The sequence below is a fragment of the Parabacteroides sp. AM58-2XD genome, from assembly GCF_003463685.1.
Lineage (GTDB): Bacteria > Bacteroidota > Bacteroidia > Bacteroidales > Tannerellaceae > Parabacteroides > Parabacteroides segnis.
The window spans coordinates 1-17520 of record NZ_QSDP01000020.1 but is presented as its reverse complement, the minus strand read 5'-3'; the positions used below and the strand labels follow the sequence as shown (position 1 = coordinate 17520).

Below are 17520 nucleotides of genomic sequence, written 5' to 3'. Positions count from 1 at the left end.
TTCTTATATATCGGAGTTGACTATCGGTGAAACACCGTACGGAATCGTATAGGAAATTGTACGATATCGTACGGTTGTTATTGTTTTCGTCTATCAGATTTGTTGATTAATAGTTGCTTAATAGAATGGCATGAATGTTGCATGTTTATAAAAGAATGAAATAACCTTATGTCTGGAAGCCTGCTTTATGGCAATAACAGAACAGTAGGTTTTGCAAGTTCAGACAGGGAAGTTTCATCTTTTTTCAAAGGTGTAAGCTATTGTTTCATCATAATGAAACACTTGTTTCTATTGGGTGAAACAGTTGTTTCTTCGCTAAGAAACTCTTTTGGGAATATAAGGGGGGAATGAACAGGTAGGGGGCTGGGGAAATGTGTATTTGCGAAGTTGAAATGAATAATAGTATGAATTGATAAAAGAAATGACCATGTTTAAACATTATGTGAAAGTAGCCATCCGGCAGATAAAGCGGAGCTTTTTGTTTTCGTCCATCAATATGCTGGGATTTGTGTTGGGGATGACAGCCGCTTTCCTGATCTATCTCTGGATAGTGGATGAGCTGACATTTGAAGATTTTAATAAGAACGGGGATTATATTTACCGGGTGATTCGTGAAGAGCAGTCTGCAAAGGGGCAGGTTCCCTCTACGGTAACCCCGCTTAGCGGAGTGTTCCGGAAGGATTTTTCGAAGGTGGAGAATGCGACTTTTATAAAGTATGGTGGTAAATATGATATTTACGCCGGGGATGTAGGTGTTGAGGCTAACTATGGATATGTCGATACGACATTCTTTGATGTATTCAGTTTTCCGGTTGTGGCAGGCGATCCGTCCCTGCTGAAGAAAGACCCTCAGATGGTCGTGCTCTCAGAGGCGATTGCGAAGAAGCTGTTCGGTAAAACATCGGCTATAGGAAAAGAGGTCACCTGTAAATTCAATAAAAAATATTATAAGGTAGCGGCGGTATTGAAAGTGCCCCGCAAGAGTCATATACAGTTTGAGGTACTGGCAAGTTGGGATTCTTATTTGTGGGACGAAATAAAAGATGAACTTTGGGGATTCTCGGAGAGGATGCACGTTTTTATCCAACTAAAGAAAGGAACCTCTTTGACGGATGCCGACCGGCTGGCCATGCGCGACATCTGGGTGAAGCATTCGCAATGGGGAAAGCCCCTGGCCTTCCAACCGTTGAAAGATATCCATCTGCGCACAGCATTTAAGGAACCCAACGATGTGTATAATCACGGGAATATGCAGCAGATTTACCTTTTTGCGGCGTTGGCTGCCCTGATCATCTTTATGGGGGCATTTAATTTTATGACTTTATCGACTGCCCGTGCTTCTTTGCGTTCAAAGGAGATAGGCGTCCGGAAGGTGAACGGGGCGAAAAGGAAGAAGCTGATCATACAGTTCCTGTCGGAAAGTCTGGTGCAGGCTTTTATCTCGTTGCTGTTGGCGCTGGCGCTGACGGAATTGCTGTTGCCGTTTTTTAATATGTTTGTTGAGAAGGATATTACTTTGCAATTCAATTGGCAGACCTTGTTGTTTGTGCTGTTCGGTATTGTCGGAGTCGGTTGCCTGGCAGGTTCTTTTTCAGCATTCTATATGTCGTCGTTCAGTCCGCTGCTGGCTTTCAAGGGAGGGCAGGCGACTGGTAAGAAGGGGAGATTGGTCAAAGGGCTGGTCTGCCTACAGTTCGTAATCGCGATAACCATGATTATTTGTACGACTATCATATTCAAGCAACTCCATTATTTGCAGAATGCCGATCTGGGATTGAATAAGGAACATCTGATTGAGGTCGATGTTTTGGACTGGCGCCGGGGAGCAGACGGTTTCAAGCAGGAGATACTTAAAAATCCGTATGTGAAGAGTGTGGCGTTGGGTGTGAAGATAACCAACTACCTGCAAGGATATAGCTTTGAAGAAAATATGTTCAGGTGGGAAGATGAAAACGGGAAAACAGACTCGGTGAAGATGGTAGGAATGGTCGGAGACAGCGACTTTATTCCTGCATTGGGGCTGACATTGCTGAAAGGAGAAACGTTTGGTGCGAATCCCGACCATTACTGGGATGGCTCTTATGCACAGGAATCGCCGATCGTTATCAATGAAACGGCATGGAAGATGCTGAAAGTAGAGAATCCGGTCGGCATGCTGCTGACTGGCGGTGGCATCGGCATTCGTAATTCCAGGGTCGTTGGTGTTGTGAAAGACTTTAACTTCCAGCCGTTGCGGGAGAAGATAAAACCTGCATTCTTCTATTATACGGTTCAGTTGTTTAATTATATGTATGTCCGGATCTCGGCAGAGAAACAGGCGGAGACTCTGAAGTTCCTGAAAGAGAAATATGAGGAGGCACGGCCGGATATGCTCTTTAATTACCGTTTCCTGACGGATGTCCTGAATGAGAATTATGCCCGCGAACGGCAACAAAGCCAGATGTTTCTGATCTTTACCGTGTTGGCTATTATCGTGGCGATGATGGGCGTGTTCGGTCTGGTGACTCTTTCAACGGTACAGCGAACGAAGGAGATCGGTGTCCGGAAAGTGAACGGTGCGCATTCCGACCGTATTGTCCGTATGTTTTGCCGGGAATATGCGATTTGGGTAGGCATTGCCTTTGTGGTCGCCTGTCCGCTCGGCTACCTGTTCATGCTGAGATGGCTGAGTGGCTTTGCTTATCAGACAACGATCAGTTGGTGGCTTTTCCCGCTTTCGGGCGGTATTATCTTGCTGATAACGTTGTCGACCGTTCTAGCGCAGACCTGGCGTGCCGCATCTCGGAACCCGGTACAATCATTACGATATGAATAAAATAACAATAAATAAGAACGATATGATTAAGCATTATATAAAAGTAGCTTTACGGCTGATAAAACGGAGCTTTCTGTTTTCGTCTATCAATATGTTGGGTTTCGTGCTGGGAATGACAGCCGCTTTCCTTATCTATCTGTGGATCGTGGATGAGTTGACATTTGAAGATTTCCACGGGAACCGCGACTCTGTCTACAGGGTGATTGCCGTAGACCGGAAAGACGGTGGGGAAATGAAAGAATCAGCTTACACGGTGGCCCCGTTGAGCAAAGCATTACGGGAGGAGTTCCCACAGGTGGAGAATGCAACCTTTGTACTCAACTTCGGTATGCTGAACCTTCATTCGGGAGCAAATCTGATCGAAGCGAAGTATACATTTGTGGATACGGCCTTCTTTGATATGTTCAGCTTCCCGGTGATAGCGGGCGATCCGGCCCTGATGAAGAAAGACCCGCAACAGATCGTGCTGGCGGAGTCTACGGCAAAGAAGCTGTTCGGAGATTCTCCGGCTGTCGGCAAAGATGTCACCTGTCAGTTTCTGGGGCAAGTTCACCGTTATAAAGTGGCGGCAGTCCTGAAAGTGCCCCGTAAAAGCCATATCCGGTTTGAAGTGTTGCTGGGTGAACAGGCCTATTTTGAGCCACTGAGCTGGGATTTTGCGGAAGGAACGAATGTATATATCCAGTTGAGGAAAGGCACCGTATTGTCGGAAGCCGACCGGAAGGCTATGGGCCGTACCTGGATAAATCAGCGGGAAGACGGGATGCCGTTGGAGTTCCAACCATTGAAAGATATTCATTTACATACCTCATTTAAAGACCCGTCGGTCGATAATTACGGGAATATGTCGCAAATCTGGTTGTTTATGGCGTTGGCCTGTTGATTATTTTTATGGGGGCATTCAACTTTACCACTTTGTCGACTGCCCGTGCATCGCTGCGTTATAAGGAGATCGGTGTCCGGAAGGTGACAGGGGCGAAACGGAAGATGCTGATTACGCAATTCCTGTCCGAGAGTCTGGTCCAGGCTTTCCTTTCGCTGGTCCTGGCGTTGGCACTGACGGAATTGTTGTTGCCTTTCTTCAACCGGTTTGTCGGGAAAGATATTGTTTTGTTGTTTAACTGGCAGACTATGTTATTTATCCTGTTCGGTATAATAGGAGTCGGGAGTCTGGCGGGGGCGTTCCCAGCTTTCTATATGTCGTCGTTCAACCCTTTGCTGGCCTTTAAAGGCGGAAAGGCAACCGGTCGGAAAGGGACGCTTATCAAAGGCTTGGTGTGTGTGCAGTTTGTCATTGCTATTACGATGCTTTTTTCCACTTCGGTGGTCTTCCGTCAGCTTCATTACTTGCAAAATGCAGACCTCGGACTAGATAAGGAAGATATGGTTGTCGTGGATTGTGATGTGTTCGAACTGATGGCCTACTTCGGCAACCAGGGGATAGACGATTACAGGCAGGAAGTAATGAAAAATCCGAATGTCGGGAATGTGGCGGGAGGCGTGGACCTGTCGAATTACCTCGGGGACATAAGACGGAAGAAGCCGTTTTCAGTTGGATGGGTGAAAACGGACAGGTCGATTCGCTGAAGATGGTCGGTGTTGTGGGTGACGGCAATTTTATGAAGACATTGGGAGTAACCTTGCTGAAAGGCGAATCTTTCGGTGCCGACAAGAATGCCTATATGGATGGCACTTACCAGAAGGAATCGCCGGTGGTCATTAATGAAACCGCCTGGAAGATGATGCAGGTGAAAGACCCGGTAGGCATGGTCGTTCAGAATAAAGGATGGTTCGGGGAGACCTCGCGGATTGTTGGCGTGGTGAAGGACTTTCATTTCCAGTCGTTGCGTGAGGAGGTCAAGCCGGCTTACATCTATTATTCCCGCCAATTATTGAATACAATGTATATAAAGATATCACCGGAGAATAAGGCGGGGACATTGAAGTTCCTGAAAGAGAAATATGAAGAGATGCGCCCGGATAATATATTTTCCTACCGTTTCTTTTCCGATGCGTTGAACCTGAACTATGCCCATGAACAACAGTTGAGCCGGATGTTTCTGATCTTTACCGTCCTAGCAATCGTTGTCGCCATGATGGGCGTATTGGGACTGGTTGCCCTGGCAACCGCACAGCGGACGAAGGAAATAGGTATCCGGAAAGTGAACGGTGCGTATTCCGACCGCATTGTCCGTATGTTTTGCCGGGAATATATGATTTGGGTGGGAATCGCCTTTGTGGTAGCCTGTCCGGTCGGTTATCTTCTGATGGTTCGCTGGCTGAGTAATTTTGCCTATCAGACTCATATTAGTTGGTGGCTGTTTCCGCTGGCGGGACTAATTATCCTGCTGATAACCTTCCTGACAGTTGTAGCGCAGACCTGGCGGGCAGCTTCCAGGAATCCGGTGGAGTCGTTGAGATATGAATAAATGAATAAGAATAATAAAATAAGTATCATGATAAAAGCAGTAAATTTAACGAAAGTATTTCGTACGGAGAGTGTTGAGACTACAGCCTTGAACGGTATTAATCTGGAAATAAACCAGGGAGAGTTCGTTGCTATAATGGGACCTTCGGGTTGCGGTAAATCGACATTGCTGAACCTGTTGGGGTTGTTGGATAATCCGACTTCCGGCGAGTTGTGGTTTCTGGAAGAGGAAGTTTCCCGTTATACGGAGAATAACCGGACAGACTTGCGGAACGGTAATCTGGGATTTGTCTTTCAGAGTTTCAACCTGATAGACGAACTGACGGTCTTTGAGAATGTGGAGTTGCCTCTTTTATATGCCGGAGTCCCGGTAAAGGAACGGGTTGCGAGGGTAAATGCCGCACTCGACCGGATGCAGATAGCCCATCGTACGGAACATTATCCGCAGCAGCTTTCCGGCGGACAGCAACAGCGTGTGGCTATTGCCCGTGCCATTGTAACGAATCCCAAGATCATCCTGGCGGACGAACCGACCGGAAACCTGGATTCGGTGAATGGTAACGAAGTCATGAATCTGCTTCTCGAACTCAACAAGGAAGGTTCAACCGTCGTCATGGTGACACACTCGGAAGAAAATGCCCGGATGGCAGGACGTTTAATCCGCATGATGGACGGAAATATCTTGACTGAAAGCAGGAAGTAAAATCTTTTTGTGCTTCACTGAAAATATTGTACCTTTGCTCCCTCGAAAAATAAACGGTATATGGACAAGATCCGATTAAAAGATAAAGAATTTGAACTGTTTATCCCGGAAAAGGAGATCAAGGATGCCATTGCGAAGATGGCTAAACAGATTAAGGCAGATGTAGGAGATACTAACCCTCTGTTCGTAGGCATATTGAACGGGGCGTTCATGTTTACCGCAGAACTGATGCGGCAGATGGACACCTACTACGAAATTACGTTTGCCCGCTATTCTTCTTATCGTGGCCTCAATACCACCGGAGTTGTTCGTGAGATCATGCCGGTGCAGGCCGATGTGAAAGGACGTACCTTGATCCTGCTGGAAGACATTATCGATACCGGTTACACCATGCAGTTTGTTATGGATAAGCTGAGAAATGACGGTGCGGCGGATGTCAAGCTGGCAACTATGCTCTTCAAACCCGATTCCCTGAAATGCGATCTGAAGCCTGACTATGTCGGTTTACAGATACCAAGCGACTTTATTGTCGGTTACGGGCTGGATTATGATGAAATGGGGCGTGCCTACCGGGATATTTACAAGGTGACAGTTAATAGTTGACAGATGACAGCCTACAGGTGAGTTTGATAACTGAAAAATACATTTATAAATAAGGAACAATATTATGTTGAACGTTGTTATTTTTGGAGCTCCGGGTTCAGGAAAAGGAACACAGAGTGAGTTGATCATTAAAGAGTATGGTTTGGATCACATTTCAACTGGTGATGTATTGCGTGCTGAAATGAAAGGTGAAACCGAACTTGGTAAGATCGCTAAAGATTATATTGAAAAAGGTCAGCTTGTACCGGATGAACTGATCGTTGATATGCTTGCCAAAGTATTGGACAGCAAAGCCGGTTCAAAAGGTGTTATCTTCGATGGTTTCCCCCGTACTATCCCGCAGGCAAAAGCATTGAAAGAAATGCTGAACAAACGCGGTACGGATGTTTCTGTGATGCTGAACCTACAGGTTGAAGAAGAAGAACTGATTTCTCGTCTACTGGAACGCGGCAAAGTATCAGGACGTTCGGACGATAACCTGGAAACAATCAAATCGAGACTGGATGTTTATCACAAACAGACAGCACCTTTGGCAGATTACTATGTGGGAGAAGGCAAACACGTCGGTATCCACGGAATGGGTACAGTCGAAGAAATCTTCGATCGTATCAAAGAAGCGATCAATAATTTGTAAATTAAACAATGGGCCGATATGCCAATAAGGGTTTCTTCATTGGCACATTGGCATATTATCACATTAAATAATTATTTTTTATGGCTGAATCAAACTTTGTAGATTACGTAAAGATCTATTGCCGCTCGGGAAAGGGCGGAAGAGGGTCTTCTCACTTTCGTCGTGAGAAATATATTCCGAAAGGAGGCCCCGACGGAGGCGACGGAGGGCGAGGAGGCCATGTGTATCTTCGTGGCAACCGGAATTACTGGACCCTCCTGCACTTGAAGTTCGAACGTCATATCATGGCAACGAACGGCGAAGGCGGCAGTGCCAAGCGCAGTTTCGGAAAAGACGGTGAAGACCGGGTGATTGAAGTGCCGTGCGGAACTGTAGTATATGATGCCGAAACCGGCGAATATATCTGCGACGTTACCGAAGACGGCCAGGAAGTCATGCTGCTGAAAGGTGGTCGTGGCGGACAAGGCAACTGGCATTTCAAGACATCTACCAACCAGGCTCCCCGTTATGCTCAACCGGGAGAACCGGCTCAGGAACGCAAAGTTATCCTGCAATTGAAGTTGCTGGCAGATGTGGGGCTGGTAGGTTTTCCGAATGCCGGAAAGTCGACTTTGCTTTCTGTCGTATCGGCGGCTAAGCCGAAGATTGCGAATTACCCGTTCACGACACTGGAACCGAACCTGGGTATCGTAAGTTATCGTGACCATCGTTCATTCGTGATGGCCGATATTCCCGGTATTATTGAAGGAGCCAGTGAGGGGAAAGGTCTCGGACTCCGTTTCCTTCGCCATATCGAACGAAACTCGCTGCTTCTGTTTATGATCCCGGCGGATACCGACGATATTAAAAAGGAATACGAGATCCTTCATAACGAACTGGTAAAATACAATCCCGAATTGTTGGGTAAAAGCCGTGTGCTGGCAATCACCAAGAGTGATATGCTGGATGACGAACTGATCGAAGCCCTGTCGGAGGATTTACCCGAAGGTATTCCGCATGTGTTTATCTCTTCCATTACCCAGCAGGGTATTACGGAGTTGAAAGACTTGTTGTGGAAGGAACTGAATAAGGAAACCTTCCACGAAGTCGAGAACATTGTCCACCAGAACATCGATGTCAGTTCGATACCCCTGGATGATGATGGCGATGATTTCGTCTTTCCTGTCGACGACGACGATCCGGATGAAGAGTATGAAGAATACGAGTGGGATGACGAAGATGAAGAAACTGAAAAGTAATACAGTAGAAATGTTGCAATTCTCCGGATTAAGCGGAGAATGCAACATTTCTCATTTTATAACGACCCGCCACGGAGGAGTGAGCCAGGGGAATTATGCGACGATGAATCCGGGAGAGTTCAGCGGTGACGATCCGGCTTCCGTCCGGATGAACCGTCAGCTTCTTTCGGATGCAATGGGAATTTCTCCCGAAAGGATTTTTGCGCCCTGTCAGGTGCATGAAGCGGAAATAAGTTGTATTGACGCCCAACAGCAGGATATGCTCGGAAAAGATGCACTGGTGACGGATATACCGGGATTCTGCATCGCTGTCTCTACGGCAGACTGTGTCCCGGTTCTGGTCTATGCGCCGGATAAGAAAGTGGTGGCGGCTATCCATGCCGGATGGCGGGGAACGGTAAAACAGATCGTTGCTAAAACCATCTGTTGTATGGCGGACCGTTATTCCTGTGATCCTGCCCTGATGATGGCGGGTATCGCCCCGTCGATCAGTAAGGAGGCTTTCGAGGTAGGCGAGGAGGTGGTCGATGCTTTCAGGGAGACTGGTGTAGACATGAATCGTATCATGGAACGAAACGCTCAGACCGGTAAAGCCATATCGACCTCTGGGAGGCAAACCGTATCCAGTTGCTGCAATCCGGATTATTGCCGGAGCATATTGAAGTTTCCGGAATTTGCACTTATCAGCATCATGAAGATTTTTTCTCTGCCCGCCAGCTGGGAATAAAAAGCGGACGTATCCTGTCCGGTATAATGATTAAAGAGTAATACTATATGATACATGTATCTATCTCGGAAGAAATAGCGAAGGCTTGTCCGGACCTGCATGTCGCCGTTGTGGAATGCGACGTAGTAAACACTGTTTCGGACGAACAATTGTGGAAAGAAATAACAGAAGTGGAAACCCATATCCGCACAACCTGCAAGCTGGAAGATATAAACAAATTTCCTCCTATTCAGGCAACCAGGCAGGCTTATAAGCGTCTGGGTAAAGATCCGAACCGTTACCGTCCTTCGGCGGAAGCGCTTCGCCGGCGTATCCTCCGCGAATTACCTTTATATAAAATAGATACATTGGTCGATATAATCAATCTCCTGTCTATTCAGAGCGGCTATTCTATCGGCGGGTTCGATGCCGGTAAGATTGATGGGAACCTGGTGCTGGGTGTCGGTCGGGAAGGCGAGATTTATCATGGAATAGGCCGTGGCGAATTGAATATCGCCGGCCTTCCGGTCTATCGCGATAATCAGGGAGGCGTTGGTACTCCGACCAGCGATGAAGAACGAACCAAGATTGACATGAATACGGGAAAGCTGTTAATGATTATAAACGGATACTCTGGAAAAGAGGGTCTGCAAGAGGCGTTGACCTATGGGGTGTCCCTATTAACCCGATATGTATCAACAACTAATTTAGAAATGGAGTTGATTACGCCTGAGGGTAGAGTAAAAATTATGTTATAAACGCGTTAATTATGTTTAGAAACCTCAAAAACACTCATTTTTATGCTAAAAAACATCTATTTCCTTTTGTTTTATCGATTAATCTATAAATTTGCCCCCCGTTAACGAATTAACAAAACGAAAAAGAAAATGATCGAATTGATTGGTACAAACGCCGGCCTTGTTTGGACAGTTTTAAACGAAGGCGGAAAAATGAGTGTTAAGGCAGTAAAGAAAGCGACTAAGATCAAAGCAGAAAAAGACATGTATGCTGCATTTGGTTGGTTAGCAAAAGAAGGAAAGTTGTCTTTCGAAGAGATTGAAGGTGAATTATTTGTTGCGTTGATCTAATCGCGTAACCGATACTTGATTAGGAGGGCTGTTCGGATATTATTTGGACGGCCTTTTGTGTGTTTGGATGTTTTCTGTTTAAAAAAACAGACCGCCTTGTTGTTTAATTCAATTCTAAATTTTACTTTTGTCTAGAATTTGGTGTGAAATGACCGAAGATCAAAAGAGATTGTTGGCTGTATTTGAGGTTAGAGTTCGTGATTTAATGGAATTATGTAATAAGCAAAACCATAAGATCGACGAGCTCGCAACTGCTTTGAACCATAAGGAAGCAGAACTGAAGCAGGCAATAAAAACGATCGAAGAGTTGAATACCAAATGCGATAAACTGCTGATGGCAAGAGTCGTTTCTGTAAATGAAGGGGAAATGAAAAGTGCAAGGATGCGTTTATCGAAATTAGTGCGGGAAGTAGACAAGTGCATTGCACTATTAAACGAATAGAAGCGATGGACGATAAATTTCTTATACATTTAGATATAGCCGAAAAGAGTTACGGTCTTTGGATTGATCGGAAAGACGAGCAGTTGGCGCGGGATGCCGCTAAGCAGATACGTAATAAGATCAATCAGTATCGGCAAAATTTTGCTCAGTCCGATGTGGATGTAAAAGATTTGTTAGCCATGGTTGCTTTTCAATTGTCTATGACTAATTTGCAATTGGAAGATAAAAACGATACAAGTCCCATTACAGATAAGATACAGGAACTCACGGGTGAGTTGGAACAGTATTTGAAGGATAAGTAATTATAATATAATTGTAAGAAGAGTTTCCGCACTGCTCTGCACGGTTGCCGTGTATTGTAGTGTTTTTTTTGTTTTATATATATATGAATTTAAATTATAAGTAAAATGACAGTGTATATAATCATATCATCAATTGTAGCTCTCCTGATAGGAGGGTTGTTGACGTGGTTGAGCATGCGTTTTCTTCTGAAGTCGAGGTACGATTCCGTACTGAGGGAAGCCGAGAAGGAAGCGGAAGTGATCAAGAAGAATAAATTGCTGGAAGTAAAGGAAAAATTCCTTCATCTGAAAGCGGATCTGGAAAAACAAGTATCGGCAAGGAACGCAAAGATCCAGTCGGCCGAAGGTAAGTTGAAACAACGTGAACTGACACTCAATCAGCGTCAGGAAGATTTGCAGCGTAAAAACTGCGAGATTGATGCGGTGAAAGAAAATCTGGCTACTCAATTGGAATTGGTGGACAGAAAAAAGCAAGACCTGGAAAAACTTCATCAGCGGGAAATCGAACACCTGGAAGCTTTGTCCGGACTTTCTGCCGATGAAGCCAAAGAACGCCTGATCGAATCGTTGAAAGATGAAGCCAAATCGGAAGCAACTTCTTATATCAATGAGATCATGGAAGAAGCGAAGATGACGGCTAATAAAGAAGCAAAGAAGATCGTTATCCAGTCTATCCAGCGTGTAGCGACTGAAACGGCGATCGAAAACTCCATTACCGTATTCCATATCGAATCGGATGAGATCAAAGGACGTATCATCGGTCGTGAAGGCCGTAACATCCGTGCCCTGGAAGCTGCTACCGGTATTGAGATCGTTGTCGACGATACCCCCGAAGCAATCGTTCTTTCCGGCTTTGACCCGGTTCGCCGTGAGATTGCCCGTCTGGCATTGCACCAGCTGGTACAGGACGGACGTATCCATCCGGCCCGTATTGAAGAGGTAGTGACGAAAGTTAAAAAACAGGTGGAAGACGAAGTGGTTGAAACCGGTAAACGTACAGTGATCGACCTGGGTGTTCATGGACTGCATCCCGAACTGATCCGTATGATCGGTAAGATGAAATATCGTTCTTCTTATGGTCAGAACCTGTTGCAACATGCCCGTGAAACGGCTAACCTTTGTGCCGTGATGGCTTCTGAATTAGGATTGAACCCGAAGAAAGCAAAACGTGCAGGTTTGTTACATGATATTGGTAAGGTGCCTGATGATGAACCGGAATTGCCGCACGCAATCCTGGGTATGAAACTTTGCGAGAAATATAAGGAAAAACCGGATATTTGCAATGCAGTAGGTGCCCACCACGATGAGGTTGAGATGCAGACATTGCTGGCACCGATCGTTCAGGTTTGTGACGCTATCTCCGGAGCTCGTCCGGGTGCCCGTCGTGAAATCGTTGAGGCTTATATCAAACGTTTGAACGATCTGGAACAATTGGCTCTTTCTTATCCGGGTGTTGTGAAGACTTATGCTATCCAGGCAGGTCGCGAACTTCGCGTTATTGTTGGGGCAGATAAGATCGACGACAAGGATACGGAAAACCTGTCAAACGAAATCGCAAAGAAGATACAGGACGAAATGACTTATCCGGGGCAGGTAAAAATCACGGTTATCCGCGAAACCCGTGCTGTAAGTTATGCGAAATAAACTCCTTTAGGATATATTTGAAACTAAAATTTAAGGTGGCCGGTCTGAGGAGATCGGCCATTTTTTGTTGGCTGAAACTGTTAATTATTAGACTGTCGGGAATATATATCAGGATGGTGTGAATAGTCTATTTTGCACAATAACAAGTTGTTATCTGTCTTTTAGCATTGTGTTTTATCAGTTAAATTAATATATTTGCCGCGAGAGGTACGAAAATCACTATATTCTATATCTAATTGCTCATTTAAATCTTTTACCACAATGACACTAAAAAAGTTTGTTTTGATTCCCGTGATTATTGGTGTTTTAGCATGCCTGATACAAGCATTGGACCAGTTGTTGTACACCTCCGTGCTTCCTGAGGGGAATGTCGGTTTTAGTTGGATCTCTTTTCAGTCGTGGGCGGTTTACTTCCTGGCCGGTTGTACGGTGAGGGGAGGGATAAAAGCCTTTATTGCTTATGCGATCGGTATTGCTGCCTCCATTGTTATTATGGTTCTAGGCGGTGCGATGACGCCTGCTCTGGGATTCTTTGCCGTGCCTGTGGCGGTAGGAGTGATTGCTTTCTGTGCTATTTTCTGTGAGCGGAGCGAATGGATGTCTTTAGTACCGGCGTTGTTTATTGGTGCGGGTGCTTTCTTTGCCTTTATGAATTATGTGCCGAATGCCACTTTTGCTACGGCAGCTCTGACGGAGATGATTTATTGTACGATCGGTCTCTTATTCGGTTATATTACTATCTGCCTGCGTAGCGCTTATGAAAAGAAAGTAAGCGAAGATACGGAAAAAACAAAAGAGTGACGATCTAAGAATGGCTCAGCTATTATCAGAAGTGAATGTTTTAGTATCCGATAAGCCTGTAAGGCTTTAACAAACCAGCCAGGGTTCTAACCCTGGGTTTATGAAAACCCGCTCCTCCCTTTCCGCCCTGTAGGGGCGGTACAAGATAAATATCAACCCTTTCCACCTTGTCGCACCCCTACAGGGTGCCTCAAAAAGAGAAGGATTCAAGGGAACCCAGGGTTGGAACCCAGGGCTAATTTGTTACAGGCCTACAGCCTGAAGACACTGTCACTAATTGGTTTTCCTATAATTAGCAGATAGCTCAAATCTTTCTAAATTGGCATATTGCCACATTGGCTCATTTTTCACCTGCTACCCAAATCGTCATACAGCGTTTGTAACAGTACTTTGCCTTTATTCAGGCGGGTTTCGCTGTTTGTTACCGGGGTTTCGAGCAAGGGTTTGTTGCTTTCGTTGTCATATACTGAAACGCCCGTGTTGTCGATGAAACCGAATCCGTTGGGGAAGGTGTAGAAGGCATATTTGGGGGAGCCGGGATCGAGTATGTCGCGGCTGAATATGAAGGAGTCGTGCGGTAGGTTCAGCTGGCACAATAGGGTGGCAGCCAGATCTGTCTGGTTGGCATAGGTGTCAATCACCATCGGCTCTTTAACGGCTCCGCCCAACCAGATCATCGGGATGTGGAAACGGCGGGGGTCGTAATCCGTCAGTGTTGAAGGGTAACGGAATCCGTGGTCGGATATCAATACGATCAGCGTGTTCTTCCAAGTCGGTAATTCCTTTAGCTTATCTACAAAACTACCGATGCAACTGTCGGTAAATGCAACGGAGTTAAGATACGGGTCATCCAGAAGGTGGAAAGGCACTTCGAACGGTTCATGGCTGCTCAGTGTCAGGAATGTACTGAGCCACGGCGTCTTTTCATCCCGGTCTTTGATCGATTCGTATAGATGGGTGAAAGTGATGTCATCGTTTGCTCCCCATTTGCTGAGGCGGCTGGAGAGTGGAAAGTCACGGTCGGCAGTGATTTGGCTGTATCCCGAACTGAAGAAGTAACTTTGCATATTCGTAAAGTTGATATCTCCCCCGTAAAGCATGTCGGCTACATATTCCTGTTCTCCCAGGCTTTTGGCGATAGAGGGAAGTGTCTGGCTTTTGGCGGGATACTTCATGATAGAAGTCGTCGGTTGTGCCAGGTAACCGTTCAGTACGGCAACAATCCCCCTGTCGGTACGGAAGGAGTTGGCATACATATTGGTGAAGGTGATCCCCTCTTTGCTTAGCCTGTTTAGATTCGGGGTGACACCCGCTTCTCCTCCCACGGCTTCGATGGCGTTTGCTGTAAAACTTTCCATCAGGATGATCAGTATGTTTGGACGGTCGGTTGTCAGTAGACTGACCTTTTCCGTGTCATTTGTCAGGCTGTCATCTGAAAGGGTCAGTGCGGCATAGCGCTCCTTTCTCTCTTCTTCCGGGAAGAAATTGAACTGGGCGGCAAAATCCTGTTGTTTGCTGAGAGAAGCGAGCAGGCTGAATGCCGGGTTGATCGCCGAGTGGTTCAGAAACTGGTTTTTGCTGAAATAGACCATGCCGACATTGGCGGTTGAAGTAGTCACTCCTCCTCGGATCGGAATGAAAAGGATGCCGGCGAGCAGCAGGACTATGATTGTTCCTCCCAATCTGTTTTGGGCCGGGGTCGCGGGAAATAAAGGTACGATAAACCGTTTAAACAACCAGAATATCCCGTAAGCATAGATCCCGAAAAGAGCGAACTGAAGCAGGAATGTACCGACCGGTACGCTGGCCATGGCGTCGGCGGGCGATTGCAGGTAAAAGAACAGGGTGGCGTCCAGTCGGAATCCCCAATAACCATACAGGGCAACGTCTACCGCAAAGATGGCTGCAACCACGATTCCCATAATCAGAAAATAACTTTTCAGGAACTTCTGATAGAACCTCCCCGGCAACCAGATGGAAATCAATACAGAGAGAAGCGGAATAACTGTCAGATACCCTGAAACCGTACAATCCAGCAATAAACCATGAGTAATTACCTTAAGGTAATCGGTTAGCGAACACCCGTTCGCTAAGGCATGGTGATATAACATGAAGACCGGCTTTTGAATGGCGAGGACCGGAAGCCAGCCAATAAATACTGTCAGAAGGAATAACAACCGCTTTTTCATCTCTATATAATATATGTAATACACACCCCCTGCCCCCTCTTTAGAGGGGAAAAGTTACTATTTATATAACTTTTCTCGTAATTCGGCTACTGCCGGATCGGTGATGTAATCATCGTAATCCATTATCTTGTCGATGATACCGTTAGGGGTCAGTTCGATAATACGGTTTGCCACCGTCTGGATGAACTCGTGGTCATGACTGGAGAAAAGGACGTTTCCTCTGAATGACTGCAACGTATTATTGAATGCCTGGATAGATTCCAGATCCAGGTGGTTGGTCGGTGTATCCAGGATCAGGCAGTTTGCATCCGTCAACATCATCCGGGAAATCATACAACGCATCTTTTCACCTCCGGACAATACGCTAACCTTTTTCAGCAATTCTTCACCCGAGAACAACATACGGCCGAGGAAACCTTTCAGGAATACTTCGTTGGTATCTCCGGCGAACTGGCTCAACCAATCGAGCAGGTTGTAATCCGAGTCGAAATACTTCGCATTATCCAGCGGCAGGTAACTGGTCGTGATTGTCTGTCCCCACTGATACGTACCGGCATCCGCTTTCTCTTCTCCATTGATGATCTGGAAGAATGCCGTCATGGCGCGCGGGTCGCGGCTGATGAAAACGATCTTGTCGTCTTTCTCCACATTCAGGTTGAAATCCTTGAAGAGCACTTTGCCCTCGATGCTTTTCGTCAGTCCTTTCACTTCGAGAATCTGGTTGCCCGGTTCGCGGTTCGGGGTAAAGATAATACCCGGATAACGGCGTGAAGACGGTTTGATCTCTTCGATATTCAGCTTTTCGATCATCTTCTTACGGCTGGTAGTCTGTTTGGACTTTGCCACGTTGGCACTGAAACGGCGGATAAACTCTTCCAGTTCCTTTTTCTTTTCTTCCGCTTTCTTGTTCTGGTTCTGCTGCTGGCGGAGTGCCAACTGGCTTGATTCGTACCAGAAGCTATAGTTACCGGCAAACATTTGCAGTTTACCGAAGTCGATATCTACGGTGTGTGTACAGACAGAGTCGAGGAAGTGACGGTCGTGGCTCACTACCAGGATCGTGTGGTCGGAGTTGGACAGGTAATTTTCCAGCCAGCTCACTGTTTCCAGGTCGAGGTCGTTGGTCGGCTCATCCAGTAGCAGGTTGTCCGGCTGTCCGAAAAGGGCGCGGGCAAGTAATATACGCACCTTCTGCTTACCGCTCAGGTCTTTCATCATGCTGTAATGGTACTCTTCGGCGATACCCAGGCCGCTCAACAAGTTGGCTGCATCGCTTTCGGCGTTCCATCCTTCCATCTCGGCGAACTTCTCTTCGAGTTCCGAAACGCGGATACCGTCGGCATCGCTGAAGTCAGGCTTTTCGTAAAGCGCATTCTTTTCGCTCATGACTTCCCACAAGGTGGTGTGTCCCATCAGGACCGTGTCCATAACCGTATGTTCGTCGAAAGCAAAGTGGTCCTGGCTTAATACCGAAAGACGTTCTCCCGGGCCTAAAGTTACCGAACCGCGTGTCGGGTCGAGCTGTTTGCTGATTACGCGGAGAAATGTTGATTTTCCGGCACCGTTGGCACCGATAATACCGTAGCAGTTACCCGGCGTAAACTTCATGTTTACATCCTGAAAGAGGATACGTTTGCCGAACTGTACGTCCAGATTGTTTACCGTTATCATATATTGAATACCTATTAATTTTTCGAATGAGTGCGCAAAGATACTAAAATCTATTGACTTTTTGGAACTTCCCGCAGCGTATACAGGGCAACCGCACCAAAATTTCTATTAAAATATGTTTTGTGGCATAAATCATTAAAATATTTCAAAAAAAGTTGTGTAATTGGGGAATAAAGGTAATCTTGCAGATAGAAAAGTCTTAACTATGAAAATAGAACCTTAACGACTGGATTTTTTACGTGAAGATTTTGCAAAC

13 protein-coding genes and 2 pseudogenes are annotated in these 17520 nt (G+C 46.1%); 13 read left to right on the top strand and 2 right to left on the bottom strand.

Annotated elements, in window-relative coordinates; translation table 11 throughout:
• The first annotated feature begins 427 nt into the window (after positions 1–427).
• From DXA15_RS06785 to DXA15_RS06725, 13 genes and pseudogenes are all read left to right on the top strand, one after another.
• Positions 428–2815, top strand: a complete 2388-nt coding sequence (locus tag DXA15_RS06785; protein WP_128133525.1) for an FtsX-like permease family protein — start codon at positions 428–430, stop codon at positions 2813–2815.
• Positions 2816–2837: 22 nt separating this feature from the next.
• Positions 2838–5244 (top strand): annotated as a pseudogene (locus DXA15_RS06780) (ABC transporter permease).
• Positions 5245–5271: 27 nt separating this feature from the next.
• Positions 5272–5946, top strand: a complete 675-nt coding sequence (locus DXA15_RS06775) for an ABC transporter ATP-binding protein (RefSeq protein ID WP_128133524.1) — start codon at positions 5272–5274, stop codon at positions 5944–5946.
• A gap of 60 nt (positions 5947–6006) precedes the next feature.
• Positions 6007–6549, top strand: coding sequence for a hypoxanthine phosphoribosyltransferase (gene hpt, locus DXA15_RS06770; protein ID WP_128133523.1), 543 nt, complete (start codon positions 6007–6009; stop codon positions 6547–6549).
• A 64-nt stretch (positions 6550–6613) separates the two neighbouring features.
• On the top strand, positions 6614–7183 hold the full coding sequence (locus DXA15_RS06765; RefSeq protein ID WP_128133522.1) for an adenylate kinase: 570 nt from the start codon (positions 6614–6616) through the stop codon (positions 7181–7183).
• An 80-nt stretch (positions 7184–7263) separates the two neighbouring features.
• Complete coding sequence (gene obgE, locus DXA15_RS06760) at positions 7264–8421, top strand: GTPase ObgE (protein ID WP_128133521.1); 1158 nt, start codon at positions 7264–7266, stop codon at positions 8419–8421.
• Positions 8366–9189: pseudogene (gene pgeF, locus DXA15_RS06755) on the top strand (peptidoglycan editing factor PgeF). Before obgE ends, pgeF begins: the two are co-directional and overlap by 56 nt.
• A gap of 6 nt (positions 9190–9195) precedes the next feature.
• Entirely contained in the window at positions 9196–9885 is a 690-nt protein-coding gene (locus DXA15_RS06750) for a B3/4 domain-containing protein (RefSeq protein WP_128133520.1), read from the top strand.
• Positions 9886–10014: 129 nt separating this feature from the next.
• A complete protein-coding gene (locus DXA15_RS06745; RefSeq protein ID WP_007659033.1) occupies positions 10015–10215 on the top strand; it encodes a winged helix-turn-helix domain-containing protein in 201 nt (66 codons plus the stop codon).
• Between the two features lie 148 nt (positions 10216–10363).
• Positions 10364–10657 carry a hypothetical protein gene (locus DXA15_RS06740; RefSeq protein WP_128133557.1) on the top strand — a complete coding sequence of 98 codons (294 nt, stop codon included), beginning with the start codon at positions 10364–10366 and terminating at the stop codon, positions 10655–10657.
• A 5-nt stretch (positions 10658–10662) separates the two neighbouring features.
• Entirely contained in the window at positions 10663–10959 is a 297-nt protein-coding gene (locus DXA15_RS06735) for a cell division protein ZapA (RefSeq protein WP_007659031.1), read from the top strand.
• Between the two features lie 105 nt (positions 10960–11064).
• Positions 11065–12603 carry a ribonuclease Y gene (gene rny / locus DXA15_RS06730; protein WP_128133519.1) on the top strand — a complete coding sequence of 513 codons (1539 nt, stop codon included), beginning with the start codon at positions 11065–11067 and terminating at the stop codon, positions 12601–12603.
• A gap of 261 nt (positions 12604–12864) precedes the next feature.
• The gene (locus DXA15_RS06725) at positions 12865–13404 is read left to right on the top strand and encodes a DUF1097 domain-containing protein (protein ID WP_128133518.1); all 540 of its coding nucleotides are present in this window, start codon (positions 12865–12867) and stop codon (positions 13402–13404) included.
• A gap of 347 nt (positions 13405–13751) precedes the next feature.
• Here the strand turns inward: DXA15_RS06725 and DXA15_RS06720 are convergent, their stop codons facing one another.
• Together DXA15_RS06720 and DXA15_RS06715 are read right to left on the bottom strand one after the other, a co-directional pair.
• On the bottom strand, positions 13752–15593 hold the full coding sequence (locus tag DXA15_RS06720; RefSeq protein WP_199676246.1) for an LTA synthase family protein: 1842 nt from the start codon (positions 15591–15593) through the stop codon (positions 13752–13754).
• A 57-nt stretch (positions 15594–15650) separates the two neighbouring features.
• Positions 15651–17264 (bottom strand): ABC-F family ATP-binding cassette domain-containing protein, encoded by a 1614-nt coding sequence (locus tag DXA15_RS06715; RefSeq protein ID WP_128133517.1) that lies wholly within the window; start codon positions 17262–17264, stop codon positions 15651–15653.
• Between the last annotated feature and the right edge of the window lie 256 nt (positions 17265–17520).